Annotated in this window: 23 protein-coding genes; 19 read left to right on the top strand and 4 right to left on the bottom strand. The window is 49.2% G+C overall.

Annotation, left to right across the window (positions count from 1 at the left end):
- Nucleotides 1-7 precede the first annotated feature (7 nt).
- On the bottom strand, nucleotides 8-1,288 hold the full coding sequence (locus tag ACKPBX_RS05045) for an AI-2E family transporter (RefSeq protein ID WP_319996162.1): 1,281 nt from the start codon (nucleotides 1,286-1,288) through the stop codon (nucleotides 8-10).
- Nucleotides 1,289-1,501: 213 nt separating this feature from the next.
- On the opposite strand from ACKPBX_RS05045, the gene ACKPBX_RS05040 reads away from it, so the two are divergent.
- Nucleotides 1,502-2,107, top strand: a complete 606-nt coding sequence (locus ACKPBX_RS05040; RefSeq protein WP_319996161.1) for a cob(I)yrinic acid a,c-diamide adenosyltransferase — start codon at nucleotides 1,502-1,504, stop codon at nucleotides 2,105-2,107.
- A gap of 294 nt (nucleotides 2,108-2,401) precedes the next feature.
- Here ACKPBX_RS05040 and ACKPBX_RS05035 read toward each other — a convergent pair whose 3' ends face one another.
- Nucleotides 2,402-3,949, bottom strand: coding sequence for an NAD(P)H-hydrate dehydratase (locus ACKPBX_RS05035; RefSeq protein WP_319996160.1), 1,548 nt, complete (start codon nucleotides 3,947-3,949; stop codon nucleotides 2,402-2,404).
- Nucleotides 3,950-4,197: 248 nt separating this feature from the next.
- Here ACKPBX_RS05035 and ACKPBX_RS05030 point away from each other — a divergent pair, with 248 nt between their 5' ends.
- The 3 genes from ACKPBX_RS05030 to ACKPBX_RS05020 all read left to right on the top strand — a co-directional run bounded on the left by ACKPBX_RS05030 (nucleotide 4,198) and on the right by ACKPBX_RS05020 (nucleotide 9,455).
- Nucleotides 4,198-5,118 carry a peptidase U32 family protein gene (locus tag ACKPBX_RS05030; protein WP_319996408.1) on the top strand — a complete coding sequence of 307 codons (921 nt, stop codon included), beginning with the start codon at nucleotides 4,198-4,200 and terminating at the stop codon, nucleotides 5,116-5,118.
- Between the two features lie 36 nt (nucleotides 5,119-5,154).
- The gene (locus ACKPBX_RS05025; RefSeq protein WP_086626797.1) at nucleotides 5,155-6,393 is read left to right on the top strand and encodes a peptidase U32 family protein; all 1,239 of its coding nucleotides are present in this window, start codon (nucleotides 5,155-5,157) and stop codon (nucleotides 6,391-6,393) included.
- A gap of 425 nt (nucleotides 6,394-6,818) precedes the next feature.
- Nucleotides 6,819-9,455 carry a cation-translocating P-type ATPase gene (locus ACKPBX_RS05020; RefSeq protein WP_319996407.1) on the top strand — a complete coding sequence of 879 codons (2,637 nt, stop codon included), beginning with the start codon at nucleotides 6,819-6,821 and terminating at the stop codon, nucleotides 9,453-9,455.
- 71 nt (nucleotides 9,456-9,526) lie between these two features.
- On the opposite strand, the gene ACKPBX_RS05015 is transcribed toward ACKPBX_RS05020, so the two are convergent.
- Nucleotides 9,527-10,717 carry an MFS transporter gene (locus ACKPBX_RS05015; protein WP_086626799.1) on the bottom strand — a complete coding sequence of 397 codons (1,191 nt, stop codon included), beginning with the start codon at nucleotides 10,715-10,717 and terminating at the stop codon, nucleotides 9,527-9,529.
- 214 nt (nucleotides 10,718-10,931) lie between these two features.
- On the opposite strand from ACKPBX_RS05015, the gene ACKPBX_RS05010 reads away from it, so the two are divergent.
- The gene (locus ACKPBX_RS05010; RefSeq protein WP_319996159.1) at nucleotides 10,932-11,939 is read left to right on the top strand and encodes a serine hydrolase domain-containing protein; all 1,008 of its coding nucleotides are present in this window, start codon (nucleotides 10,932-10,934) and stop codon (nucleotides 11,937-11,939) included.
- A 588-nt stretch (nucleotides 11,940-12,527) separates the two neighbouring features.
- On the opposite strand, the gene ACKPBX_RS05005 is transcribed toward ACKPBX_RS05010, so the two are convergent.
- Entirely contained in the window at nucleotides 12,528-13,646 is a 1,119-nt protein-coding gene (locus ACKPBX_RS05005) for a 5-methyltetrahydropteroyltriglutamate--homocysteine S-methyltransferase (protein ID WP_319996158.1), read from the bottom strand.
- Nucleotides 13,647-14,211: 565 nt separating this feature from the next.
- Between ACKPBX_RS05005 and ACKPBX_RS05000 the strand changes: the two genes are divergently transcribed.
- The 14 genes from ACKPBX_RS05000 (at nucleotide 14,212) to ACKPBX_RS04935 (ending at nucleotide 26,491) form a co-directional block, all read left to right on the top strand.
- Nucleotides 14,212-14,502, top strand: a complete 291-nt coding sequence (locus ACKPBX_RS05000) for an ArsR/SmtB family transcription factor (RefSeq protein WP_086626802.1) — start codon at nucleotides 14,212-14,214, stop codon at nucleotides 14,500-14,502.
- 22 nt (nucleotides 14,503-14,524) lie between these two features.
- Complete coding sequence (locus tag ACKPBX_RS04995) at nucleotides 14,525-14,758, top strand: thioredoxin family protein (protein ID WP_086627509.1); 234 nt, start codon at nucleotides 14,525-14,527, stop codon at nucleotides 14,756-14,758.
- Between the two features lie 199 nt (nucleotides 14,759-14,957).
- Nucleotides 14,958-15,962: a permease gene (locus tag ACKPBX_RS04990; protein ID WP_086626803.1), complete on the top strand. Its 1,005-nt coding sequence runs from the start codon at nucleotides 14,958-14,960 to the stop codon at nucleotides 15,960-15,962.
- A 35-nt stretch (nucleotides 15,963-15,997) separates the two neighbouring features.
- Nucleotides 15,998-16,231: a thioredoxin family protein gene (locus ACKPBX_RS04985; protein WP_068559151.1), complete on the top strand. Its 234-nt coding sequence runs from the start codon at nucleotides 15,998-16,000 to the stop codon at nucleotides 16,229-16,231.
- Nucleotides 16,232-16,404: 173 nt separating this feature from the next.
- A complete protein-coding gene (locus ACKPBX_RS04980) occupies nucleotides 16,405-16,974 on the top strand; it encodes an arsenic metallochaperone ArsD family protein (RefSeq protein ID WP_319996157.1) in 570 nt (189 codons plus the stop codon).
- 99 nt (nucleotides 16,975-17,073) lie between these two features.
- Complete coding sequence (locus tag ACKPBX_RS04975) at nucleotides 17,074-17,418, top strand: ArsR/SmtB family transcription factor (protein ID WP_086626805.1); 345 nt, start codon at nucleotides 17,074-17,076, stop codon at nucleotides 17,416-17,418.
- Between the two features lie 52 nt (nucleotides 17,419-17,470).
- Nucleotides 17,471-18,556, top strand: a complete 1,086-nt coding sequence (arsB, locus tag ACKPBX_RS04970; RefSeq protein WP_119092325.1) for an ACR3 family arsenite efflux transporter — start codon at nucleotides 17,471-17,473, stop codon at nucleotides 18,554-18,556.
- A gap of 29 nt (nucleotides 18,557-18,585) precedes the next feature.
- Nucleotides 18,586-20,253, top strand: coding sequence for an FAD-dependent oxidoreductase (locus ACKPBX_RS04965; protein WP_319996156.1), 1,668 nt, complete (start codon nucleotides 18,586-18,588; stop codon nucleotides 20,251-20,253).
- Between the two features lie 145 nt (nucleotides 20,254-20,398).
- Nucleotides 20,399-21,589, top strand: coding sequence for a MalY/PatB family protein (locus tag ACKPBX_RS04960; protein WP_140185403.1), 1,191 nt, complete (start codon nucleotides 20,399-20,401; stop codon nucleotides 21,587-21,589).
- A gap of 305 nt (nucleotides 21,590-21,894) precedes the next feature.
- Nucleotides 21,895-22,593, top strand: coding sequence for a zinc metallopeptidase (locus tag ACKPBX_RS04955; protein ID WP_119092328.1), 699 nt, complete (start codon nucleotides 21,895-21,897; stop codon nucleotides 22,591-22,593).
- 212 nt (nucleotides 22,594-22,805) lie between these two features.
- Entirely contained in the window at nucleotides 22,806-23,411 is a 606-nt protein-coding gene (locus tag ACKPBX_RS04950; protein WP_140185402.1) for a TetR/AcrR family transcriptional regulator, read from the top strand.
- Between the two features lie 49 nt (nucleotides 23,412-23,460).
- Complete coding sequence (locus ACKPBX_RS04945; RefSeq protein ID WP_140185401.1) at nucleotides 23,461-24,651, top strand: YcjF family protein; 1,191 nt, start codon at nucleotides 23,461-23,463, stop codon at nucleotides 24,649-24,651.
- Between the two features lie 506 nt (nucleotides 24,652-25,157).
- Entirely contained in the window at nucleotides 25,158-26,114 is a 957-nt protein-coding gene (gene ltrA, locus ACKPBX_RS04940) for a group II intron reverse transcriptase/maturase (RefSeq protein WP_319996155.1), read from the top strand.
- Complete coding sequence (locus ACKPBX_RS04935; protein WP_319996154.1) at nucleotides 26,045-26,491, top strand: group II intron maturase-specific domain-containing protein; 447 nt, start codon at nucleotides 26,045-26,047, stop codon at nucleotides 26,489-26,491. The genes ltrA and ACKPBX_RS04935 overlap by 70 nt, the downstream gene beginning before the upstream one ends.
- Nucleotides 26,492-26,552 lie beyond the last annotated feature (61 nt).

Below are 26,552 nucleotides of genomic sequence, written 5' to 3'. Positions count from 1 at the left end.
TTTTCTGTTATTCTTCTTCAGTATCGTTAACGTTCTCGGGAGTATCCCGGGCAACATCCACAGTCGCGAAATCCTTGACGGGGGTGGAGCCGTTCACCAAGACAGGCTCTTCCTCGTCCAGCTCGAATGGACCGGCCACTTCGCCAAAATAACGATTGTAACGCAGCTTGAATTTTTCGAGTACATGTTCGAGCAGGATCTTCAGCATCGCGAAGAGCGGCACACCTAAGATCATTCCGATAAAGCCAAGCAGATTTCCCATGATCAGCAAAACGATGATGATCGTCAGCGGATGCATCTTCAAATTTCGGCCCATGATGCTAGGTTCGATGATGTTGCCTTGGATGAATTGCGCCAAAGCCCAGACGACGGCCATTTTCAGGAGCATGGCCGGAGACGTGAAGGCAGCGACGAACAAGGCCGGGATGACCCCGATGGTCGCTCCGATGAAAGGGATGACCGCCGTAAAGGTAGCAATCAAGGCGAGAACGAATGCATATTCCAAACCGATGATCAAATAACCGACTATCAGCAAGGCACCCAGACTCAAGGCAACGAGCAGCTGGCCTTGAACATAGGAACCGACCTGAAGCGACATCTGTCTGGATATCTTTTCGATATCAGCGCGGAAAACAGGCGGGATGTTCTTCATGACAAAAGGTTGGAACTTTCCTTGGTCCTTCAGCATGAAGAAAAGGATGACCGGGAAAGTGACTGTTACGACCACTACGCTGGAAATGGTGGAAAAGATGTTCATGATTTTTTCGCTCGAGTTGCCGATCCAGGCCAGAATCATCTCAGGGATACTGCCCACTGTGCTGTCCAACCAAGTTTGCGCTTGCTCATAGTAGTCCTTGAAGGTACTGTTCGCGAGCAGATTGTCAAAATAGGCATTCATCTGTTCAATGTAGGTAGGAAATTCATTGACCAAATTGGTGAGTTGGCTGGACAGAATAGGAACCAAAAGGACAAGCCCATAGACCAGCATCAAAATGAAGAGTACAAAGACGATAGAGGTCGCCATTCCCCGGTTGATTTTCCTTCTTTCAAGGAAGGACACCATCGGATTGAATATATAATAGAAGACGATTGCTAAAATCACGGGTGCCACGATGGTCGAAAAAATGACCTGCAACGGTTTGAAAATGAATGAAATGGTATCCATCGTAAAGATGAGCACGCCGATCAGAATCAGGGTGGACAGGATATAGATGATTGTCTTGCCGCCCAAAAAGGAGATGAGGCGCGTATCTTCGGGTATTGTTATTTTCGTTTCTTTCTTTTGCATATGCTGTCCTTTCTTACGCCGTAGCCGGATTTGGCCCGTATAGCGGCATAGCGGGTTTCTATTTTTAGTTTACCAGAGTTCCCTTTGAAAGCCATACTGCAAAGGTCCTATTTCCGGGAAATTCTGTCGTACGATTGCTCGTTTGAGGGGTCCCGGAATGAAATGTGTTAAAATGACAGAACAAAAAGCAACACCAGAGGAGGACGGCAACAAATGAAATACAGCATCTATACACGGACCGGCGATAAAGGCAACACACGCATCGGAGGTGGGAAAGCTCTTCCGAAAAATGCCGAGAGGATCGAAGCTTTCGGCGCGCTCGATAGTCTGAATTCATGGTTCGGCCTTGTCCGCACGAAAAATGATTGTGGCGAGGACATCCAGGAGGACATGGCGCTCATCCAACAGTTCCTGTTCGATTGTTCCTCAGATCTGTCGATCCCTAAAGGGCACCGGGAGTACAAGCTCACCCAAGATCACATCGACTGGTTGGAGAAGAAAATCGATGGCTACAGCGAAGAACCAGAGGAGACCCAGTACTTCATCATACCGGGCGGAACGGAACTGGCAAGCTGGTTCCACATTTTGCGGACGACGACCCGCGACGCGGAACGCCGGATCGTCACCTTCATGGAGCAAGAGCCGGAAGAAGTGAATCCGTTCGTCCTGAAGTTCATCAACCGGCTTTCTGACTATCTGTTTGTCGTGGCCCGGGTCGCCAATGCCCGCAAAGGCGTTCCTGACGTGCCGTACGAGCGCAGCGAAAAAGTGTTCCGCATTTCCGGAGATAAGGACAGTTCCAAGGCGAAACCGGAATAATAGAGGAAGCCAAGAATCGGGTTCTCCTCCGGTGAGGAGAACTTACGCCGGAGAAGAGAATCCCACCAAAATGTCACCTCCGGTCCACGCGGCTTCGCCGGAGTTCGGCATTCTGGAAATAAGTCTCCTCCGGCCAACAGATTGCCCGCCGGAGCTGAGCAGCTTGGGGGGAATGATCTTCTCAGGCCGCCGCACCTGGAAGCACCCACACATTGCTCCAAACAACAACGCCCAAGGATCCCGGCAGCAGACTGCCGGGATCCTTGGGCGTTTCGTTTATTTCGCATTAAATAATCAGCGCAATACCGCTGGCAAAGCTTCGATAAGATCAGAAGCCATCAAGCTGTATTCGGATTTTTCCTGGGCGGTGATATCGCCCGCCAAACCGTGGATGTAGACGCCCAGTTTGGCCGCCTCGGAAGGGGTCGAGCCTTGAGCCAACAAGCCGGCGATGATGCCGGTGAGGACATCGCCTGAACCGCCAGTCGCCATGCCGTTGTTGCCGGTAGCGTTGATGAAACGTTCATCCTGGTGGGCTACGACAGTCCGGGCATCCTTCATGACAAAAGTCAGATCCGAATCAGCCGTGCAAAAATCTGCAGTCCCCAGAAGATCCGCTTTTATATCCGCCAGATCCTTATCCAAAAGACGCGCCAGTTCCTTCAAATGAGGGGTAAGGATGCTTCCCTCCGGAACGGTCTGCGCTACTGCGCTGATGCGGGCACGGGAATCGTTACCCGCCAACGCCGCTTCGTTGAAACGATCGGAAAGGATATTCAAGGCATCCGCATCGAGGATCAGAGGTATCTGGCTGTTTTTGAGAACCAGATCGACCACTGTGCGGGCGGCATCGGACTTCCCGATTCCTGGCCCGACAACAATCGCATCGGCGCAGGAAACCGCCGTGATGATTTTCAGGCGCTCACTCTCCTTATCCAACCCGTCCGGCTGGTAAGTTGTCAGGATGGCTTCAGGCAGTTGCATCTGAAGGATGGCGCGGTTTTCATCCGGAGTGACAATCTGGACCAGCCCGGCGCCCGTACGATAGGCAGCTTTTGCCGAAAGGAAGGCAGCCCCGCACATGTTTGCGGATCCGGCGATGATCACGACCCGGCCGTAAGTACCTTTGTTCGAATAGGCCGCGCGTCTCGGAAGCGAAAAAAGATCGCTCTCTTCATAAAACAGCACATTCGAAGAAATGACATCCATGGCGCTCGGCGGGAAACCGATATCACTGACAATCAGTTTTCCGGTGTGCAAAGAACCGGGGTAAAGCAGCTGGCCGATTTTTTCGATCCCGAAAGTGATGGTCACATCCGCCCGGACAGCGGTGCCCAGCACTTGTCCATTGTCGGCCGAGATGCCGGATGGGATGTCGACGGCAAAGACGTATCCGTGGAACTCGTTCATGAGTTGGATCGTCTCCGCGTATTTCCCTTCTGCGGGCCTATCCAATCCGATGCCGAAAATAGCATCGACCAAGACAGTGTAGCCTTTGAAATTGATTTCGCTGACGTCATCCCAGATGACCATTTCCAAGTTTTCGATGATGTCTAGTTGTTTTTTGGACTCAGCGGACAATTTTTTGCGTTCGCCGATCAGGAATACATCCACTTGGAAGCCGTGGTTCAACAAAATGCGGGCTGCCGCCATTCCGTCGCCGCCGTTGTTGCCTGAACCGCAGATCACGAGGATGATGTCCTCTCTTGAGATGCGTTCTTCCATGGCTGTGACGACCTGATTCGCTGCATTTTCCATCAGCACCATGGCTGGGATGCCGATCTCATCGATCGTAAAGGCGTCGATTTTTTTCATCTGTTGGCTGTTGACAAGTTTTTTCATTGAATATTCCTCCTGATGGTTGGTGGATGTCATTCCATTTTCACAATTGATATTATACCATTCTTGGTGCGTGAAAGAATACGGGGAGCCTGATATAGCTTTATCCAAGGCGGAATCTAATGATTGCCTTAACAAGCCGTGACTATTCTGCACAACAATTTTCTGAAAACTTAGGGAAAACAGTCATTCACTTTTTATAAGTAATGTGATAATCTTATCAAGGAACTCGAATAAGGGAGGAATGTATGATGATCGAGCTGATTGCAACAGCCGAGTCAGTAGCGCAAGCCAAGGAATTGGTGGATTGCGGTGTAGATATACTATATATAGGAGAGGATGAGTACGGCCTTCGTTTGCCGTATTCCTTCACCAGAGAGGAACAGCGTGAGGTCATTGCCTATGCGCACGCGAAAGGCGCGCAAGTCAGTGCCGCGGTGAACGCGATCTTCCATAACGATCGGATCAATCAAGTGGCCGAATATCTGGCTTTCCTACGTGAAGCGGAAGTCGACAGCATCACGTTGGGCGACCCTGGCGTAGTGCAGGTCATGCGGGAACAGGATTTGTTCATCCCTTACCGTTATGACGCACAAGTCATGGTGACTTCAAGCGGACAGATAAATTTCTGGGCGAAAAGGGGAGCGGTCGGTTCCGTGCTGGCCCGTGAAGTGCCTTTCGAGGAAATGAAGAAGTTGATTCCGGGCGCTTTGGTGCCGGTCGAAGTGTTGGTGTACGGTGCCACTTGCATCCATCAATCGAAACGCAACCTGCTTGAAAATTATTTCAATTTCATCGAGAAAGAGGAAGCTGTGAACAAAGAGCGCGGGTTGTTCATTTCCGAGCCTAAAAAAGTGGATTCCCATTATTCCATCTATCAGGACCGCAACGGAACGCACATCTTCGCCAACAATGACCTTGATCTGATGCCTCATCTGGGCGAACTGACTGCTATTGGCGTATCGCAATGGATGCTGGATGGATTGTTCACCCTAGGCGAGAATTTTGTCGCAATCGCGAAACTGTTCGTGGAGGCGCGTGAAGCCCTTGCGGAAGGAAAATGGACGGAGGAATTGGCTGAACGTTTGGATGCCGAATTGCACGCTTTGCATCCCGCCAACCGTGAGCTGGATTCCGGGTTCTATTCCAAGGATCCGAACGAAGTCGTCTGATACTTTGATACTGAAAGAAAGAGAGTGTATACACACATGCGAACAATAACAAAGAAGCCCGAGGTCTTGGCCCCGGGCGGAACATTGGAAAAATTGAAGACAGCCATCCACTACGGAGCTGATGCCGTCTATATCGGCGGAGAAGCGTACGGCTTGCGCAGCCGCGCAGGCAACTTCGACTATGAGGAAATGGCGGAAGCAGTCGCTTTTGCGCATAGCCACGGTTCGAAGATCTATGTCGCCGCGAATATGGTCACCCATGAAGGCAACGAGGAAGGCGCAGGTGAATTCTTCCGCACTATCCGTGATATCGGTATCGATGCGGTCCTGATTTCGGATCCCGCGTTGATGGAAATTGCCGTGACCGATGCACCCGGCTTGCCGATCCATTTGTCGACCCAGGCTTCCGCGACAAACTACCAGACGCTCAATTTTTGGGCGAGCGAAGGGTTGGAACGCGTTGTTTTGGCCCGTGAAGTATCAATGGCAGAAATCCAGGAAATGAATGAGAAGACCGATGTCGAAATTGAAGCCTTCGTCCACGGGGCGATGTGCATCTCCTATTCGGGCCGTTGTGTCCTGTCCAACCACATGTCGAACCGTGATGCCAACCGCGGAGGCTGCGCGCAGTCTTGCCGTTGGAAATATGGCTTGTTCGATATGCCGTTGTTGGGACAACAGAACCCTGTAGGTGCCGGCGAAGAAGGCATCGAAGAGAAATTCTCCATGAGTGCAGTCGACTTGTCGATGCTGGAGCACCTGCCCGACCTGATCGAGAGCGGCGTCGACAGCCTGAAAATCGAAGGGCGCATGAAATCGATCCACTACGTGTCGACTGTAGTCAATGTCTATCGCAAAGCCGTGGATGCTTATTGCGCCGATCCCGATCATTATGAACTGAAGCAGGAATGGGTGGATGAGTTGTGGAAAGTCGCGCAGCGCGAATTGGCTACCGGTTTCTTCTACAAGGATCCGACCGAGGATGAACAACTCTTCGGCCAACGCCGCAAAATTCCGCGCTATGGTTTCGTCGGCCAAGTGATGGCCTACGATCCGGAAACGCAGATGGCTACGATCCAGCAACGGAACAATTTCGGTGTCGGAGACGAAATCGAATTCTACGGGCCGGGATTGCGCCACAACATACTGACTGTGGAAGCTATCTGGAACGAACACGATGAAGCGATCGACCGTGCGCCTAACGCCATGATGACCGTGAAGATGAAAGTTCCTTTCGTCGTTGAACGTTTCGATATGATCCGCAAAAAGAAATAAAAAAGCGAAGACTTCAAATTTGCTTTCTGCTGACCTGTCGTTTATAGTAAAAAAGAATTAAATAGAAGTTTTCCGTAGGGGAGTAACTAGCAGCCGAGCTGCGGCAATGCCAACAATAAGTAGATCCGAGAGGACCTTCTGGCATTGCCTTAAATAGTGAGACTTACGCCTACCGTTTCTTGAGAGAAACGGTAGCGCGTAAGTCTCTTTTTTATTTCTCAATTGCGGGAAAAAATGGGGTGAAAGCGGCAGAAACGTGATGCAAGGATAGGGAAAACGATACAACGGTGAACCATGAAAATAGATGAGAACAGATGACTAAAACAGGGGGATAACGAATGGAAAACGAAAGAATAGGCACAAAAACGCTGGAAGCAAAACGGAATGCGGGTCATCCGCACAAGAACAAGCCGGGGGGAACTTTCTTGGAGGCATACCAGAAAAGCTTGGAGACGATTTTTGCGGAAACTGGCAGCACTAGGGAAGGGCTCGATGAGCAGTTCGTCGAAACCAGACAGGCAGAACGTGGATTCAACGAATTAGCGACGAAGGAACGTGATTCGGTTCTGAAGTTGTTTGTTGAGACGTTCAAGGATGCGATGGTACTAGTGTTGCTGGCTGTCGCCGCAATTCAGATGGCCATGGGGCATGCAGCGGAATCCTTGATTATCTTTGCTGTGCTGATGATCAATGCGGTCGTCAGCATCATCCAGACGCGCAAAGCTGAAGGTTCGCTGGATGCCTTGAAGAGCCTGTCCGCTCCGATGGCTAAGGTAAAAAGGGCTGGCGCTCGGCTGACCATTCCGGCAAGAGAATTGGTTGTCGGCGATATCGTCAGCTTGAATGCCGGCGATTATGTCCCTGCGGATGGCCGCTTGGTTGAAGCTGGTTCGCTGAAGGTGGATGAAGGGATGCTGACCGGGGAGTCCATTCCTGCGGACAAAGAGGTGAAGGATATCAACGGCGCCGTCCCGATAGGGGATCGCTCCAATATGGTGCACAGTGGGACGCTGACGGTGTATGGCCGCGGCGAGTTCCTCGTAACGGGTATTGCCAATGATACGGAAATCGGTAAAGTGGCAAACCTGTTGGAAAATGCGCTGGCAAAGCAAACGCCGCTGCAAAGGAATCTGGAGCATTTCAGCAAAAAATTGGGCGTAGGCATTCTGGTGCTTTCCGGCCTCATTTTCGGTATCCAGTTCATACGCATGTTGGGGGAAGGCACAACTGATATGGGAGCTGGCATGTTGAGCGCATTCATGTTCGCTGTAGCCGTGGCTGTAGCCGCCATCCCGGAAGCCCTGCAGTCGATTGTGACAATCGTCCTTTCGATAGGGACGAAAAAGATGGCCAAGCAAAACGCGATCATCCGCAAGTTGCCTGCAGTGGAAACATTGGGATCGACCAGCATCATCGCCACCGACAAGACCGGAACTTTGACGCAGAATAAGATGACGATCGTTGATCACTATTTGGCGAATGGGCAATCAGGCACCTTCAACAATCAGCCGCGGACGTGGTCATTTGATGAACAGAGATTGATGCAGATCGCTGTCTTGGCCAACGATGCCAGCATCAACATGGAAGGGCAGGAATTGGGGGATCCCACGGAAATTGCCATGGTCGCCTTCAGCAACAAAATGAACCAACCGTTTGGCGAGCTGCGGGCAGCCTATCCCCGCGAAGCTGAACTGCCATTCGATTCGGAACGGAAGCTGATGTCAACGGTTCATACGATCGACGGCGAACGCTTGCTCCTGACTAAGGGCGGGCCCGATGTCGTGTTTGGGCGCAGCACCAAAATATTGATCAACGGTGAGGTGTTGCCGTTGACGAAGGAGCTGCTGGGGGAAATCAAGGAACAGAACGAATATTTCTCAAGCCGCGCCCTGCGCGTGTTGGCTTTCGCCTACGGGCCGCTGGAGGAAAAAGAGGCGCTCGATTTCAACGTGGAGCACGATCTGATCCTGGTCGGACTTATGGCGATGATCGATCCGCCACGCGAAGCGGTATACGCCGCGGTTGAGGAAGCAAAGAAGGCCGGCATCAAGACCGTGATGATCACCGGCGACCACAAAACAACGGCGCGCGCAATTGCCCGCGACATCGGCATTGCGGATGAGGAGGACCTCGCTTTGACTGGCCAGGAACTAGACAACCTCAGCGATCGGGAATTGGATGGCATCCTGGAGCGGGTATCCGTCTATGCCCGGGTATCCCCCGAGAACAAGATCCGGATTGTCCGCGCATGGCAGAACAAAGGCCATGTCACCGCAATGACGGGTGATGGGGTGAATGATGCGCCGGCTTTGAAGCAGGCGGATATCGGCATCGCCATGGGTAGCGGAACTGATGTAGCGAAAGAGGCGGCAGCGATGGTGTTGACCGACGACAATTTCGTTTCCATCGTCAGCGCGGTCGGAGTAGGACGGAACGTCTATGACAATATCAAGAAAGCCATCGCTTATCTCTTCTCGGGTAATCTGGGGGCAATCATTGCAATCGTCGCAGCGCTCCTGATGGACTGGGTGAATCCGTTCACAGCCCTGCAACTGCTGTTCATCAACTTGGTCAATGATTCCATTCCGGCAATTGCTTTGGGGATGGAGAAGGGCGAGCCTGACGTGATGGACCGCAAACCAAGGGATCCAAACGAGGGCATTTTCTCCGGAGATACGCTCGTTTCTGTCATCTACCGAGGGGTGCTGATCGGGGCAGCCGTAATCCTTTCTCAATACATCGGACGGGGCTACTCGGCTGAGATGAGCATAGCCATGGCTTTCTCTACCTTGATCATCGCGCGCACTTTGCAGACATTCCCGGCCCGTTCGAATTCCCAGACGGCCATCGGAGCAGGCTTCTTTGCGAACAAATATGTCCTCTATGCCGTAGCGTTCTGCAGCACACTCTACGCAGCGACTTTGTTGCCGGCGGTGCGCGGCATCTTCTCGATACCGGCTGAATTCGGTTTGGTGCATTTCGGGATGGCGGCAGGACTTGCCTTGACCGCTGTCGCGTTGATGGAAGCGACGAAGCTGATCATCAAACGAGTCAGGAACTGATTAATCTTGACACAGTAAAAAAACGGCCTGGGAACTTGGATTCCCGGGCCGTTTTTGCGATTAAGATATCATCAAGAAAAGAGTCGTTCTTTCGGCTGAGCAGGTACTTTGAACAGCAAGGCGATCACTGCAGCGATGACCGTAAAGACGAAAAGGAGCAGATAAAGGTAATTCAGCCCGATCTGATCGATGATGGGGCCGGCCATCATCTGGAAGAAGATGGTGCCGATGTTCCTGGAAAGCATGGCGACGACTGCCGTTCCCGTAGCAATCAGTTTCCGGTTCAACAAGGTGGAGACCATCTTGAGGTTCAGCATGATAAAGGTGCCGGAAGCGAAAAACTTGGTCAGGACGGTCGCAATGGAAAGCACCAGAAAGTCGCTCGAAAGGAAATTGATCAGATACTCTGTCCCCGACAAGAATAGAATGGCCAGAAGCAGCTGCTTGTTCGTGAAATGGTCCATGAAGCGGTGCGACAAAGCCATCGCGATGACTTCCGCAAACAGGGCCACTGTCAGGGTCGTGCTGACAAGTGCGACTGGAGCGCCCGTATCGGTCAAAAGCAACGGCAGATAACTGGTGTTGACCGTGTTCGTGCCGAAAATGATGAACGCCAAAAGCAGATAAGTGATGAACAGTTTGTTCTGGAAGATGTTCTTGAGTGTATTGCCTCCAGAAGGTTCCTCCTGCTTCTCGGCTGCATGCTCTGGAGAGGCAGCCGTTTGCTCCGGTTTAGGTAAGAGATAAAGGAACACGATGCTTGCAAAATAACAGGCGAGATAGAGCACAAAAATCGATTTCGGCGATACAAAATCGTAGATGATCCCTGAAATCTGTTGTCCAGCCGCATAGCCGATTGTTCCCCAAAGGCGAATTTGGCCGAATCTGTAAGGGCTGTTGGTCGCAAGCACATCGAACAGAGGCGCGAGCCCCAAGGTGATGGCGTTCGCCAAACCATAAACGAGTCCGAAGAGCCAGTTGCCTGTGAAGAAAAAAAGCCCACTGCTGATGACAGCTGAAATCAACACATAGATGGTGACCGTTTTGCGGGTTCCCCATTTTTCGTTTGAATACCCGATAAGTCCTTGGATGATGAGTGCGATTATGTTAGAAAGGATAAGGATGAATGAAATTTCCGACCCGCTTTTCCCCAGGTCACGCATGTAGACGGTGATCAATGATGATAAAGCTGACATGGCCATAAAATAGAAGATGAACAATAACACGTATTGTTGATACAGACGCTCCTTAAAATACCCCATAAAAATGCATTCCCCCAATAAGTTCACTAGTATACAATATTCTAACACATGAAACGGTGATTAAGCTGTTTCTTTCTTAAATTGAAAAGTGCTTCGCAAATCTCGCACCATTCTTCCTCGAAATTGTAAAAAGCGTTCGAAAGCTGCCGCGCATCAGGCTGTGGATGCGTTATAATGATAGACAACTACAATTATGGAAAGGAGGGGCTTGCTGATGTATCCAAGAACCCAAAAGAAGATCGCTGAGATGCTGAAAGATGCTGTTTTCCCAGGGGCGACGTATACCTTTATCGATAAGGAAAAAATGGAAACCCGGCTGATTGGATCGGCGGCGATTCTGCCCGAGCGGGAAGTCTTGCGGGAGGGCATGCTCTATGACGTTGCGTCTTTGACGAAGGTGATCGTCACGACAACACTGCTGCTCCAACTGTATGAAGAAGGGGAAATCAACTTTGAAGATCCGGTGCGAGCGTATCTGCCGGCATTCCAGTCTGGCTCGGTGACGATCCGCCATCTGCTGACGCACACGTCAGACCTGAAAGGCTACATCAAAAACCGCGATGCGCTTTCGGCCGAGGACCTTTCTGCCGCCTTGATTTCCCTTGAGCCTGGAGAAAACCTCGGGGGGGAAGTGGTCTATACCGACACCGGTTTGATCCTGGCAGGCTTCATCATCGAGAAGCTGACAGGGAAATCGGTTGAGGAAAACTTTGAGGAACGCATCAAGCAGCCGCTAGCCATGACGGAGAGCAGCTATCAGCCAATTGATCCGATGCGCTGCGTTCCGACGCAAAACCATCCGACCAGAGGGGTGATCCGCGGTAGCGTGCACGATCCGAAAGCCTTGATCCTGGGCGGTCATTGCGGAAGCGCTGGCTTGTTTGCGCCGATGAATGATCTGATCCGGTTCTCCCAGATGCTGCTGCATTTCGGGGAATGGGAAGGCCAGCAGATTTTGCGGAAAGAAAGTGTTCAAGCCTTGCTGCGGGATTGGGGAAATGTCCACGGCCAACCGCGCTCCTTGGGATGGAACCTGTTTCAGGATGGAGAAGACTTTGTGTTGTGGCACACCGGTTACACCGGCACATTCATGATACTGGATCCGAACCGGAAAAAAGGATTTTTGCTGCTTTCGAACCGGGTCCATCTCGAAGACCGCAGGCCGGAATGGATAGCGGTCCGCGATGAGCTGATCGCCATCTATCTGAAGGAATCACGTTAAGGGAAAATAGAATAAGAAAAGCGGAACGGGTTCGTTCAGCCCTGAAAGAAATTTAGGAAATCGTGCCGACTGAGCATCGTAGAGCGCAATAGGTACGATTTGTCTAATTTCCGAAGGGCTAACCCGTGAAGCTGGACAACTTTTTGGATGCATGAAACACTTTGCAAACTTGTGAAACACCTATGGTGATGCACTTTTGAGTTAAAATATTGTATACAACGCTATCAAAAAAACGCCACTTTTTGGGTGGCGTTTTTTGCTGTCCTTGGATGGACGGTATCCTTTAGAAAGTGGACGGTGAAGTTGCAGCTTCACCGTTCCGGTTCGGAGGTCTAAAGAAAAAGAGTAAATTCTCTCAGTAACTTCAGAGTATACAGTGATACTCTGAATATAGTATGACAGCTTATTAATATTTTGGAAAGTAATAAATGAAAAAATTCACATGAAAATCAACAACGAACACGCGGGTACTGTCAATGGAAGCTCGCTGTCATGCCAAAAAACGCAGCGCAACTCAATTTCTGAGTAGCGCTGCGTTTTTTGCTGTCGGGATTTTTGAGTGCTCGAAACCAAATGTGCAACAAGCTATCAGTCGCCCCAGATTTCGTCAGCGATTTGTTTGACCAATGCCAATTTAGCCCATTGTTGTTCTTCCGTCAGATTGTTTCCTTCTTCGGTTGAAGCGAAACCGCATTGCGGGCTCAGGCATAATTGCACCAAAGGCACGAATTTAGCAGCTTCGGCGATCCGCGCTTTGACTTCGTCGATATTTTCCAATTCCGGCGTTTTTGAAGTGATCAGGCCCAAGATGATTTGGCCGTCTCCTTTGTAGTAGCGCAAAGGTTCGAACCCGCCGGCGCGGTCGGTGTCATATTCCAGGAAGAAGCCGTCAAAGCCGGTTTCGCCGAACAGTTCTTTCGCAACAGGCTCATAAGCGCCTTCCTGCGAATAGGACGAACGGAAATTACCGCGGCAGATATGCGTCGTGACGACCAGATCTTCAGGCAGACCGATCTGGATATTTTTGACGTTTTCAGTAGCGACGCGTTTCAATTCATCATAAGTTTCCTGAGAACCGAAAATTTCCAGCGCTTTTTCCGAGCAAAGGTCGCCCCAGAAAGTGTCATCAATCTGGATGTAACGGTTACCCAACGAGTAGAAGTGCAGGATCGTGTCGCGGTATGCTTGCTGCAGATCGGCAGCATACTCCTCCAATGTAGGATAAACTTCTTCGTTGCGGAAACCGAGGCGGATCAACTGATTCGGGCTCGGAATTGATACTTTCGCAACGGCTTTGTCGCCGACTGCTTCAGCCAAGAAAGCATAGTCCGCGAAGAATGGGTGTTCCGGATTAAAGGCGATCTTGCCGATGTTGCGTACGCTGTGGGCGCTTGTCACAACGTTGTGGAATTGTTTGCCTTGCGCCGCGAGGTAACCTTCAAAGCCAAGGAGGTTCTCAAGAAAATCGAAATGCCAATAAGAGCGTCTGAATTCTCCGTCCGTTATGCCTTTATAGCCAAGCTCAATCTGTTTTTCGATGATGCGTGTGATCTCGACATTTTCGATTTCGCGCAGGGCTTCTTTCGTGATTGTGCCTTCAGCCAGCTCTTTGCGGGCTTTTTTGATGCTTTCGGGACGCAGGAAGCTTCCTACGTGGTCTGCGCGGAAGGGCGCTTTCGTTCTGCTTAAAGTTGTTTGGGTTGTCATGATAATTTCCTTCTCTCGTTTGTTTTTTTGTAAAAAAATACGTCCTTGCGCATTGTGCTGCGCAAGGACGTATGAAAGATTCATCGTGTTACCACCTTGGTTCAGAAAAACCTCTCGATTTTCCCCTTAACCAGTACGCCGCAACAAATCGCTGTTCCGGGATACTGTGATGCTGTAACGGGCATTCCCGTGGAGGGCTAAGGTTCTAAAAAGAGCGTTCGCCGTCCACTCACTCGAAGACCATTTTCTGGATAGCATCCCTGTCCTCTTCTCAACTACCGAGGTTCTCTGTGCATTTCGTCCATCCGTACTTATCTTTTCAATGTGGATTTATTTTGAAATTTATATACATAATAACAAGCGGATAAGAATGAGTCAAACTATTTTTAATTATTTTTTCATTTATTAGATTCGGTGGCTTGGCATCTGTTTCCTTTCAGGAAGGAAATTGCATTTGGAACAGCGAGGGTATATACTTCATATAGATAGATGTCTATGAGAAGGCTTCAAGGGTGACAGAACGGGCTAGGTGCCTCAAAAGATATCAGGAAAAGAGGAACTGAGTATGACGATTGAATACAAAACATACGCGAAATGTCTGAAAGTGTTGTCGGACGAAACTAGATTGGAAATCATGGATTTATTGTCGGAAGGCGAAATGTGTGCCTGTGCGTTGTTGGATCAGTTTTCGATCACCCAACCGACCTTGTCGTATCACATGAAGATGATGAAGGACTGCGGCTTGGTGGCCAGCAGAAAAGACGGCATTTGGGTCAAATATTCCGTGAATCATGAAAAATTGGATGAATTGAAGGACTTTTTCCAGACAATGGCAAAGCAAAGCACCACTGTATAGCACGAGAAAGCAGGGGATGGAAATGGAAATCAAAATACTGGGACCAGGGTGCCGCAACTGCGAGAAACTGCAGGCCAATGCACATGAAGCACTGAAGAAAATCGGCATGGAAGCAACCATCATCAAAGTGGAAGATCCGATAGAAATCGCAAAATACGGCATCATGCAGACTCCGGGCCTGGTCATCAATGAAAAGGTCGTCTCATATGGGCGGATCTTGACACCCAAACACATTGCAGAACTGCTGCAAAAGTGAAGAACAGAGAAAACACCTATCTTTGGATGAACAAGCTGCGAAACTGGGGTTCTGCTCCTGCATTATCGCAGCTTTTTTGAAGCCTTTCACTACCCAAGAACAACACATTGACATTTATCTATGTGTGGGCGTATACTGACACATAGATAAATGTCAATGTGTTATGTGAAAAAATACAAAATAGAAGGTGCAGTTCATCATGGGAATTTTTCAATGGTTAAATGATCAGTTATTAAAAATGCAGTGGCTCAGCGATTTGGTCGCTGTGCTTGTCCGGGATGTCTTCGGATTGGACCTCGCCAGCAGGGTAGGCGCCAGCATCCACTTCTTCATCTACGACGTCATCAAAATCTTCATTCTGTTGTCGGTGCTGATTTTCTCCATTTCATACGTGCAAAGCTTTTTCCCGCCTGAGCGGACGAAGAAAATCTTGGGACGCTTTGATGGGATCACCGCCAATATCCTGGCGGCGTTGCTGGGGACGATTACACCATTCTGTTCCTGTTCTTCGATTCCACTTTTCATCGGCTTCACCGGATCGGGACTGCCGTTGGGCGTGACGTTTTCGTTCCTGATCTCTTCACCGCTTGTTGATTTGGCATCGATTATCCTCTTGGCCAGCATCTTCAACTGGAAAATCGCCATCGCGTATGTCGTTGTGGGATTGATACTTGCGGTTGTCGGCGGAACCTTCATCGGGAAAGCGCACATGGAGGACCAGGTCGAATCCTTTGTGTTCGGTAGCCCGACAATTGAACTTGAGGAAGCAGAGTTGACAAGGAGGGATCGTGTCAATTATGCAGTCGATCAAGTGAAGGAAGTCGTCCAGAAAGTATGGCTGTATGTGCTCCTTGGGGTCGGCATCGGAGCCGCCATCCACAACTGGATTCCGGAGTCCGTTATAACGGCTCTGTTGGGCCAAGATAAATGGTATTCGGTATTGGTGGCAACATTCGTCGGGGTTCCGATGTATGCAGATATTTTCGGGACGCTGCCCATTTCCGAAGCACTTGTCGCAAAAGGGGTCGGATTGGGAACCGTGCTTTCCTTCATGATGGGTGTAACGGCATTGTCCTTGCCGTCGATGGTCATGCTGAAGCAGGTCGTCAAACCAAAATTGTTGGGCCTCTTCTTCGGAATCGTGGCAGTCGGTATCATCATCATCGGCTATGTGTTCAATTTCCTGGGACCAATCTTTATGTAATCAAATCAAAAATAATAAGCAGGAGGAATATCATCATGGAAATCAAAATTTTGGGTATAGGCTGCAAAAATTGCGTGAATTTGGCTAAGAACACGGAAGAGGCTTTGAAGGAACTGGGGATGGAAGCGACCATCACAAAAGTGACCGACATGAAGGACATCGCGAAATACGGCATCATGCGCACACCGGGATTGGTCATCGACGAGAAAGTAGTCTCCTACGGTAAAGTCGCCAGTACGGAAGAAATCACAGAATTGTTGAAAAAATAAAAATTTTCGGAAGTGCCGGGTGGGGAATTATTCTCTGTCCGGCACTTTCTTTGCACAAATTCTATTTTGTGTTTGACTGTAGATTGAAGAAGTTCTATATTGTAAAGGTAACAAAAAAATTTTAAGCTATCAAAAGCTATTCAAAATACAAACAAGCTAAGGGGAAATGAATCATGACAAACATTACTATTTTTGAACCGGAAACAAGCAGTAGCTTGTTCAGCAGCCAGGATGCCCTGCGCATTGCAGCAGTAATGGAGGCTTTGGAAGGCTTGGAGAATTACGAGGCATTGCTTTTTAATTTGACCGATGATGCGGATCAATTCACGCTAAACAAGGCCGTTAACGAAAAAATCGAGGCGGAAGGCAATAGCGTCTTGCCAATCACTGTTGTGGATGGAGCAATCGTTAAAAGCGGCAGCTACCCGACCAACGATGAAATCACAAGCTATATCGGCGTCCGCTTCATTGAAGAGACAGAAGGCTCTTGTGGTTGCGGAGGCTGTGGTTGTGGCGGTTCGGAGGAATTTGCCGAAGCAGAAGAAGTAGAAAAAGAAGAAAAAGTAGAAAAAGAAAAAAAAGAAGAAAAAGAAGAAAAAGAAGAATCTGGCTGCTGCGGCGGCAATGGCGGAAAAGGCGGCTGTGGCTGCGGTGGTCATGGACACCATCATCACCATAAGCATGAGGAAGCTGCAACAGCAAGTAAGGGCTCATGCGGTTGTGGACAGGGCGGCTGTTGCTAGCAAAAATAAAGAATACTCGTGTCTCGGGATACCCCGGCTCGAGTTTCTTTTTCAGCGATAGATAGAAAAACTTCTATATAAAAAGGAGCATCAGCAATCATGGATTATGAAAATTATGCAAAAATCGCAAAGGCTTTGGCCGACCCGAAGCGCGTAAAAATTGTCGATATGCTTTCCTGCGGGGCCATGTGTGCCTGCGACATACTGGAACATTTCGATTTTACCCAGCCAACTTTATCCCATCACATCAATCTGTTGGTGAAGGCGGGGCTGGTGACGACGGAAAAATCCGGCACGTGGCATTATTACGATCTGAATAAAGACGCTTTCGAAAAATTCAAGATGGATACCGCGGAACTGATAGCCAATACACCGGCCTGCATCTGTGAACCGGTGCGGTCAAAAGCTGTGTGCACAACGGAAGAAAAAGAAAAAATCAAATGACGCAATAACAGTGCTATAAAGAGCGCAAAACTATAAATGGAGGTATAATATAATGAGTGGAAAAGAGCAAACAAGCATCTCGTTCTTCAATAAATATTTGAGTGTCTGGGTAGCAATCTGTATGGTGGCGGGGGTTCTGGTCGGAAAATATCTGCCGGTCATACCTGAATTCTTCGGGAAATTCGAATATGCGAACGTCTCAATCCCAACGGCCGTGCTGATATGGGTCATGATCTACCCGATGATGATGAAGGTAGATTTCCAAAGCGTCCGGGACGTCGGGAATAATCCGAAAGGACTTTATGTCACCTGGGCAGTGAACTGGCTGATCAAACCTTTTACCATGTACGCGATTTCCGCTTTCTTCTTCTTTATCGTCTTTAAGAATTTCATTACGCCCGAGTTGGCGACGGAATATTTGGCAGGGTCGATTCTGCTGGGAGCTGCGCCGTGTACGGCTATGGTATTTGTCTGGAGCCAATTGACAAAGGGCAATCCGGCATACACTGTCGTTCAGGTTGCGACCAATGATCTGATTATCCTGGTAGCCTTCATTCCGATCGTCAAATTTTTATTGGGCGTCAGCAATGTAACGGTGCCTTGGGACACCTTGATCCTGTCCGTTGTCTTGTTCGTTGTTATTCCCTTGGTCGGAGGAGTCCTGACGCGGATCTTCGTCACAAAGAAAAAAGGAGTCACTTATTTCGAGAAGGATTTTCTTTCGAAATTTGATGGCGCAACTACAGCTGGGCTGTTGTTGATGCTGGTCTTGCTGTTCTCTTTCCAAGGAGAGGTCATTCTGGAGAACCCGTTGCACATTTTGATGATCGCAGTGCCTTTGATCCTGCAGACATTCCTGATTTTCTTCATTGCCTATTTTGCAAGCAAGGCCTTGAAGCTTCCACACGCAATCGCCGCACCAGCCGGGATGATCGGCGCATCGAACTTTTTTGAATTATCGGTGGCGGTTGCCATCGCGTTGTTCGGAATGGATTCTCCAGCAGCATTGGCGACGGTTGTGGGTGTCTTGACTGAAGTGCCGGTGATGCTGATTTTGGTGAAAATTGCCAATTCGACAAGACATTGGTTTCCTGGAAAAGAAAAAAGTGTAGTGAATCCTGTAAAAACGGTAAAATAAGCCACTTTAACTGAAAAGGAGAATTTATTATGAAAATCATCGTAATCGGTTCGGTAGCGGCGGGTACCTCCGTTGCGGCCAAAGCGCGCAGAAACACTGAGGAAGCGGAAATAGTCGTCTATGACCAAGGGAAGGACATTTCCTATTCTGTCTGCGGTATACCCTACAAAATCGGTGGGGAAGTCGATTCAGTGGATCGCCTGACGCCGCGGGATGCGAAATGGTTCAAAAAGAGATATGATGTCTCCATTTTTACGGAACATAAAGTGACGAAAGTGGATCATGACGCCAAAAAGATTCAAGTTAAAGATCTTAAGACCGGCGAAATCAAAGAGGACGCTTATGATGTATTGGTTTTCGCGACAGGTGCGGCTCCGCTGACGCCTCCGCCTTTCGATCAGGCTGAATATGATAATGTCTTCCACGTCCGTAACATCCAGGACCTTCGTGACATTGAAAGTTATTCGGAAGCGAACCAACCAAAAAAAGCGCTGATCATCGGTGCCGGGTTCATCGGTCTGGAAATGGCCGAACAACTCGTGTATAAAGGTTGGGATGTCTCCATCGTTCAACTGGAAAATCAAGTGATGCCGCCGATGGATGCGGATATGGCTTTTCGTGTGGAAGAAGTGCTGATGGCCAATGGGGTGCATTTGCACCTCGGTGATACGGTCAAGACCATCGAAGGTAAGGGGACCGTCAAAAAAGTGGTGACTACAAAAGGCGCCACCATCGAAACGGATATCGTCATCCTGGCTGCCGGCGTGCGTCCGAATATCCAACTGCCGAAGGAAATCGGCGTCACGATCGGAGCGACGGGTGCAGTTGCCGTCAACAGTAAAATGCAGACGAACATCCCGGATGTTTATGCGGTCGGAGACGTCGCCGAAAGTTTCTCGGTCATCACAGGCAAACCGATTTACCGTCCATTGGGCTCTACGGCCAACAAGATGGGACGTATCGCCGGAGACGTGATTACAGGTGGGAATCTGGAACACCGCGGGGTGCTGGGTACCGGCATTTTCCGCGTATTCAATCTGCATGTCGGCCAGACAGGCATGACCGAAAGAGAGGCGAAGGCAGCCGGTTATTCCGTGGAAGTCCTTTACAACATCAAGCCGGACCACGCCGAATACCTTGGCGGCAAGGAACTGATCATCAAGGCATTGGCTGATAAAGCTTCCGGACGCGTTTTGGGTGCGCAAATCTTAGGAACGCAAGGTGTGGACAAACGGATCGATGTCCTTGCCACGGCCATCACCTTCAAGGCAAAAGCTGTAGATCTGTTCCATCTCGATCTGGCTTATGCTCCGCCGTTCGCAACGACAAAAGATCCTATCCATTATACAGGCATGGCATTGGATAACGCCTTGCATGGAAACCCTCTGATGACGCCGGCCCAGGTGGTCGAAACACAACGTAAAGGCGAATCTATCCAGGTGGTCGATACGCGTTCCGCCAAGGACTTCGAGAAGGGTCACGTCCAAAATGCAATCCACATCCCGTTAGGGGAACTGCGTGCACGCGCCGGTGAGCTTTCCAAAGATATCCCGACAGTTACCTACTGCAACAAAGGCGTGACCGGAAATGCCGCTCAGAATGTCTTGATCAATTTAGGTTTCCAGGAAGTCTACAACCTTTCCGGCGGCAACAAAAATTATCAAAGTTACCTCAAAATGCTGAAGAGAAAAAGCTGAAGATAAGTCTCTGAATGTACGTGAGAATAATGGAGGATCCGAAACGGGTTCTCCATTTTTTTTGGATTAAAATCTGATTAGGGGTGGCAATTGTCAAAACGAGTGATAGAATGAAAAGTAAGTCAAATGTTTGGAGGATGAGTAGATGAATTATGATTTCGAAACACCCGTCAATCGGAGCAACACCGGGTCCGAAAAATGGGCAGCCATGTACAGAAGCAATCCGAATGTGGGGAAGGATGTTTATCCTTTTTCTGTAGCGGATTTGGACATAAAGACAGCACCGGAGATCGTCAAAGGGCTGCAGGAATATATCGAAACGGCCGTTATGGGCTATGATTTGCCGACCGAAGACTATTACAGGGCAATCATTAATTGGATGGGGAACCGCCATGATTGGAAAATCAAGAAGGAATGGATCATCTGCACACCGGGCATCATCGCGGCGTTCTATTCCGCAATCCGGGCATACACAGAACCGGGTGATGGCGTCCTTTACATGGGGCCGGTCTATTATCCGTTCATGAAGTCGATCAAGAACACGAAACGCAGGCTCATCAACAATTCGTTGGTCCGCAACGGCGATCGTTACGAAATCGATTTTGAGGGCTTGGCCGATAAAGCCAAAGATCCGAACACCAAACTGATGCTCTTCAGCAACCCGCATAATCCAGTCGGCCGCGTCTGGACCAAAGCGGAACTGGCGAAAGTGGTCGATATCTGCGCCGCCAATGATGTCGTGATTTTGGCGGATGAAATCCACCACGATCTGATCATGCCCGGTCATGTCTTCACACCGATGGCAGCCATTTCTGAAGCAGCAGCGGACATCTGCATCACGGCAACCGCCGCCAGCAAGTCCTTCAATATCGCGGGCCTGCGCAATTCCAACGTCATCATTTCGAATCCAAAGCTCCACACAGCTTTCAAGATGGATATGGAAATGACCGGCATCGGCGGAGGAACCAATGTTATCGGCTTGAAGGCGACAGAGATCGCCTACACGGCAGCCGAGGACTGGCTTGAAGAATTCAAAGCTTTGATCTGGCATAATCACGAAACGCTAAAGGATTTCCTGGCGAAGGAACTGCCGGAAGTGACTGTCTTCGATCTGGAAGGCACCTACCTGCAATGGATGGATTTCAGTGCCTTCGGTTTGTCGCACAAGCAATTGGAAGAAATCACGGAGCAGGAGGCGCAAGTGTTCCTGGATGAAGGCTACATCTTCGGGGATGAAGGTCGCGGATACGAAAGAATCAGCCTAGGTGCTCCAACGAAAACGCTGATGGAAGCGATGGAACGCCTAGTCACAGCCATGCAAAAATACCGGAAATAAAATCAATAGAAAAACTGTGGCTGTCTCGTTGTGGGGCAGCCTTTGATTTGCGGGAAACCCACGAGCAGCGCGCTGCTCCGGTGAACGGAGGGTTGGCCGGAGTTCAGCCGCGTCCTCCGGCGGGCGGATTCCTTACAGGAGTAGAGGATCGCTCCAGACAACCTCCTCCGACCAACCGGGATCTGGTTTTGCCAACAACAATATCTAAAGAATTTGATAAAATTACACCAACGTAAGCATCCTTCATCCTTTCTTCACAATCGGATGCTATACTGTAGAGTAAATAAAAGAAAGGTTGATGAGACATGTTGTATCCATTCTTCGATAGCACCTATATATTGATCATCCTAGGTATCGTGGTTTCCATGATTGCTTCGGGATTCGTCAAACGTACTTTCAATACCTATAACCAAGTGAAAAGCCAAAACGGTTACACCGCTACGGATGCAGCACGCTTCATCCTTGAGCAATCGGGCATCCATGATGTGCAGATCGAACGCGTCCGCGGGGATTTGACGGACCACTATGACTCGCGCGCCAAAGTGTTGCGTCTTTCAGACACGACAGCCAACTCGACTTCGGTTGCGGCTATCGGCGTCGCTGCCCATGAAGTCGGTCACGCAATCCAGGACCAAAAAAATTACATTCCGTTGCGCTTGCGTGCCGGGTTGTTCCCAGCCGCCAATTTTGGTCAGATGGTATCCATGCCGATGATCATGATCGGCGTATTTGCGGGCATGAACCAGACGTTCCTCAATTTGGGGATCCTCTTCTTCTCGTTCAGCTTTTTGTTCCAAGTGGTCACATTGCCTGTCGAATTCAATGCATCCGGACGCGCGCTGAAGATTCTGTCGAACGGTGGCATCCTGAATGCGCAAGAAGTGCCGAAAGCCCGCAAAGTTCTTGTCGCAGCAGCCATGACGTATGTCGCGGCGGCCTTCATGAGCTTCCTGCAACTGCTCCGTCTGCTGTTGCTTTTCGGCGGCGGAAGCAACGACGATTAATTGACGGCAATAGTGTAAGCCTGCCTTCTATCGGAAAAAAACTGCTTCGGTCCATTCAATGGGCTGGAGCAGTTTTTTTGCCGTGGAGGATTCCCGGAAGGGCGGCCGTTAAACTTGTTATCTCGGGGTGGCTATACTATAATCATATTAGCATTTTGGAAGTCTATATCAGAAAAGAATTCCGAATCAGACTCTGGAAGCAGGAGCTAACAATGAATCCTAATAAACAATCGCAGGACAAGCGCGTCATAGCCACAAAGAAAAACCTTTTGCATGCGTTGATAACTCTGTTGGAAGAAAAATCCATCGAAGAAGTGACGGTGAGGGAACTTACCGGACGGGCAAAAGTGAATCGGGGAACTTTTTACCTGCATTATGTCGATAAACATGATTTGTTGGAAAAGAATATCGATGCGCTGATTCTGGAACTTCAGGACAGAGGGAAAGCCATCACGAAAACAGCTTTATCCGGGGCAACGGAAACGGAATTCAGGCAAAAGACGGTCGAGGCGTTCACGGATATCTTCAGTTACATCAAAGAAAACGAGCGCTTCTTCAGTGTTCTTTTCAACGGGCGAAGCAGCTACTCTTTTCCGCTCAAATTCAACACTTATCTGAGGGGACGTTTGGAAGATCAGCTCCGGTCGAAAAAGACTGTTATACCTTATGAACACTGGATCACCGCCGTTTCCTTCGCCTACCAAGGGATGATCTACTCCTGGGTGACGAACGGCATGAAAGACTCGCCGGAACGGATGGGAGAGTACGGATATTATTTCATTTCCCAAAGCGTGGTGGAAATAACCAGAGGAACGTGATCGTACCATAAATTAGCATGTTTGTGTTTGAGCGACAGGAGGAAGCGTCATGGGAAGAGGAAACCTTGATTTGAATGTGGTCCAGGAGATACTGAACAAGACAAAAGAAGAAGTGGAAAACATGCATCCCGTCAATATCCTGCTGGCGGGGAAGACGGGTGTCGGGAAAAGTACGCTGATCAACAATGTCTTCCGGGAACGGATGGCTGAGACCGGAATCGGAAAACCTGTCACGAAACACTTGCGGCGGATCGCGAGGGAAGGCATGCCGATTGTGCTGTATGATACGCGCGGGTTGGAATTGGGCCATCCGATTCAAACCGAGGTAAAACGGGAAATCATCGATGCCATCAAGAAGAGCCAAAAGGAAGGGGCCGATAATGCGATCCATTTGGTCTATTATTGCATCAATGCGCATTCCTCCCGCATCGAGGAATCGGAGATCGCCTTTATGGAAGAACTTTCCGGATTATTGCCGGTGTTGGTCGTCCTGACGCAATCGATCGGTCAGCCTGCGAACGAGCTGAAGCAATACATTGAAAATCTGAACTTGCCGATTGCCGGGGTGCTGAACGTGATGGCGGAACCTTACGCCATCACGGATGAACTGGTGCTTCCGCAGAGCGGATTGAAGGAATTGATCGAGCGGACGTTTGCGTTGCTGCCGGAGGAGACGAAAGAGGCTTTTAACAACGCCCAACAGGTGGACATCGCGCGTAAAGCGAAAGCATCCCGAAGTTGGGCGACAAAATACATTGTGACCACATTCGGTGTTGGGTTCACGCCGATCCCTTTTTCAGATGCGACTGTCCTTGTGCCGATGCAGATCGGCATGCTGGCCCACATTACTGCCATTTTCGGTATTTCGATGGATAAAGCCACCATCACCAGCGTGATAGGCGCTGTCGGCGGAACAGGGGGAGCCACTTATTTAGGTCGGTACATCGTGTCCAACCTGCTGAAGCTGATTCCCGGTGCGGGGACGATCGTCGGAGGGGTCATCAGCGGCGCCACGGCTGCCGTGTTGACGACCGCGCTGGCGATGAGCTACATCGAGGTGCTGACCGTTGTGGCAAAAGGTGAAAAGGACGGCAAGTATCCGGACCTCAGCAACATCGAGACGCTGATGCGCGAAAAAATGCAAGAGCGCCTGAAAATGGGAACCAAGGATCAGGATGTCAAAGAGGTCTTGGCTAACCTGAAGAAGAAAAATCCATTGAAAAAATGGCTAAAAAAATAGAAAAAACAAAAACGCACAGTCAGCCGACTGTGCGTTTTTTCAACAGTGTGCCCGGCATGGGTGATAACTTGGTGGTGAAAGTCCACTACAGGCTTTGCAGTAGGAACTGTTAGCGAATGACAAGGGTGTCCACCGTGAGGTGGAATCTGAAGGAAGTCGGACGCAAATACTCGCACTGACGAACAGAAATCTCATATAAGGCTGGATAGAGACGGACGAGCTTGCTGTACAAAGTAAAATCCTATACTGCACGAATCTCTTACAGTAAATGAGGCAGTGACACGAGTGGAAGGTTATCATTCTTACCCGGGGAGGTCTTATGGACATGAGGAATCATGGAGTAAAGCTTGTCATAAGAAGTCAGCAGAAGCCATAGTAGTGACCATAGGGTCACGAAGGGCTGAACAATAATAATCTTGATAGAAACAAGGAGGTGAATGTATCTCGGCACTACAGAAAACGTCGTGGTATAGACCGAAATGGCGGCTATCTCCAGAAGGGATAAGTTGGAAACGAAAGAGATATGGAGAAGCGTAGAGAGATACAGCATGGATATGAAGAAACAAGATGGTATCACGTTAATCGAGAGAATCGCAACACCAAGGAATTTAGTCATTGCCTGCGAGAAAGTCTACAAAAACAAAGGCGCTGCAGGTATTGATGGCATCACGGTTCAGGAAATAGATGAACATATGGGCAAGTACCAAAAGGCGATCATTGCAAAATTGTTGGATGGGACCTACAAGCCACAACCGGTCAAGCGGGTATCCATACCCAAGGAAAATGGCAGTATGCGTAATCTGGGAATTCCTGTAGTGAGAGATAGAGTTGTTCAACAGGCTATCTTACAGATAATTGAACCGCTGTTTGACCCAAACTTTTCCAGGTATAGTTTCGGTTTTCGAAAAGGAAGAAGCGCGCATGATGCAATTAAACAAGCTGAGAAATACATTGAAGAAGGATACAAAACAATCGTCGATTGTGACTTGAAGAATTATTTCGATACAGTCAATCATCAAAAACTGATGGTGTATCTGAGGGAATTCATACAAGACGAGATTGTACTGAAGTTAATCTGGAGTTTTCTTCGTTCTGGCATCATGGAACAGGATGTGTTTATCCAATCCTACAAAGGCACCCCTCAAGGAGGGGTAATTTCCCCGCTATTAGCCAATATCTATCTCAATCAGCTGGATAGGGAATTGGAAAAACGTGGCCATCGCTTCGTTCGTTATGCGGATGATTTCTGCATATACACCAAGACTCCTCGTGCGGGAGAACGGGTGCTAGCTAGTGTCACTACCTTCCTTGAGAAGAAACTGAAACTGACGGTGAATACCGATAAGAGTAAAGTCACTACCCCAGGTAGTGCTAAATTCCTTGGGTTCACCATTTGGAAAACGATGGGAAAGTCAGAAGCCGTCCACATAAGACGGCTAAACAGAAATTCCGAAAACGATTAAAACAGCTAACCAGTCGGAAACGACCAGGAACCTTTCAAGACATAGTAAAAGAAATCAATCAGTATACGCAAGGATGGATAAACTACTATGGCATTGGTGATATGAAAAACTTTATCAGGGAAACGGCTCAATGGCTGAATCATCGACTAAGGCAGCTAATTTGGAAGAGATGGAAAAGAGTCTCTACCCGCTTCTACGGATTGATGCGTTATGGCATTGATAGAGAAGAAGCTTGGAAAGTTGCGAATTCCCGTAAAGGCTACTGGAGAATGTCTAAGAACCAGACCATTCACCGGGCCATTAACAAAAAAAGGCTGGCTAGTTGGGGTCTGAAAGACCTCAATCAACTATACCAGCGTAGATACTTAAGTTATTGAACCGCCGTGTACGGAACCGTACGCACGGTGGTGTGAGAGGTCGGAGCCTTTGGCTCCTCCT

Origin of the sequence: Trichococcus shcherbakoviae, assembly GCF_963666195.1 — a bacterium.
In the GTDB taxonomy this organism is placed as follows: Bacteria; Bacillota; Bacilli; order Lactobacillales; family Aerococcaceae; genus Trichococcus; species Trichococcus shcherbakoviae.
Note: the sequence above shows the minus strand (reverse complement) of the source record. Positions and strands in the feature narration are given on the sequence as shown.

Excerpts from the sequence above, each read along its gene's own strand:
- ACKPBX_RS05045 (WP_319996162.1), bottom strand. The coding sequence starts at position 1,288 with ATGCAAAAGAAAGAAACGAAAATAACAATACCCGAAGATACGCGCCTC.
- ACKPBX_RS05040 (WP_319996161.1), top strand. The coding sequence starts at position 1,502 with ATGAAATACAGCATCTATACACGGACCGGCGATAAAGGCAACACACGC.
- ACKPBX_RS05035 (WP_319996160.1), bottom strand. The coding sequence starts at position 3,949 with ATGAAAAAACTTGTCAACAGCCAACAGATGAAAAAAATCGACGCCTTT.
- ACKPBX_RS05030 (WP_319996408.1), top strand. The coding sequence starts at position 4,198 with ATGATCGAGCTGATTGCAACAGCCGAGTCAGTAGCGCAAGCCAAGGAA.
- ACKPBX_RS05025 (WP_086626797.1), top strand. The coding sequence starts at position 5,155 with ATGCGAACAATAACAAAGAAGCCCGAGGTCTTGGCCCCGGGCGGAACA.
- ACKPBX_RS05015 (WP_086626799.1), bottom strand. The coding sequence starts at position 10,717 with ATGGGGTATTTTAAGGAGCGTCTGTATCAACAATACGTGTTATTGTTC.
- ACKPBX_RS05010 (WP_319996159.1), top strand. The coding sequence starts at position 10,932 with ATGTATCCAAGAACCCAAAAGAAGATCGCTGAGATGCTGAAAGATGCT.
- ACKPBX_RS05005 (WP_319996158.1), bottom strand. The coding sequence starts at position 13,646 with ATGACAACCCAAACAACTTTAAGCAGAACGAAAGCGCCCTTCCGCGCA.
- ACKPBX_RS05000 (WP_086626802.1), top strand. The coding sequence starts at position 14,212 with ATGACGATTGAATACAAAACATACGCGAAATGTCTGAAAGTGTTGTCG.
- ACKPBX_RS04995 (WP_086627509.1), top strand. The coding sequence starts at position 14,525 with ATGGAAATCAAAATACTGGGACCAGGGTGCCGCAACTGCGAGAAACTG.
- ACKPBX_RS04990 (WP_086626803.1), top strand. The coding sequence starts at position 14,958 with ATGGGAATTTTTCAATGGTTAAATGATCAGTTATTAAAAATGCAGTGG.
- ACKPBX_RS04985 (WP_068559151.1), top strand. The coding sequence starts at position 15,998 with ATGGAAATCAAAATTTTGGGTATAGGCTGCAAAAATTGCGTGAATTTG.
- ACKPBX_RS04980 (WP_319996157.1), top strand. The coding sequence starts at position 16,405 with ATGACAAACATTACTATTTTTGAACCGGAAACAAGCAGTAGCTTGTTC.
- ACKPBX_RS04975 (WP_086626805.1), top strand. The coding sequence starts at position 17,074 with ATGGATTATGAAAATTATGCAAAAATCGCAAAGGCTTTGGCCGACCCG.
- arsB (WP_119092325.1), top strand. The coding sequence starts at position 17,471 with ATGAGTGGAAAAGAGCAAACAAGCATCTCGTTCTTCAATAAATATTTG.
- ACKPBX_RS04965 (WP_319996156.1), top strand. The coding sequence starts at position 18,586 with ATGAAAATCATCGTAATCGGTTCGGTAGCGGCGGGTACCTCCGTTGCG.
- ACKPBX_RS04960 (WP_140185403.1), top strand. The coding sequence starts at position 20,399 with ATGAATTATGATTTCGAAACACCCGTCAATCGGAGCAACACCGGGTCC.
- ACKPBX_RS04955 (WP_119092328.1), top strand. The coding sequence starts at position 21,895 with ATGTTGTATCCATTCTTCGATAGCACCTATATATTGATCATCCTAGGT.
- ACKPBX_RS04950 (WP_140185402.1), top strand. The coding sequence starts at position 22,806 with ATGAATCCTAATAAACAATCGCAGGACAAGCGCGTCATAGCCACAAAG.
- ACKPBX_RS04945 (WP_140185401.1), top strand. The coding sequence starts at position 23,461 with ATGGGAAGAGGAAACCTTGATTTGAATGTGGTCCAGGAGATACTGAAC.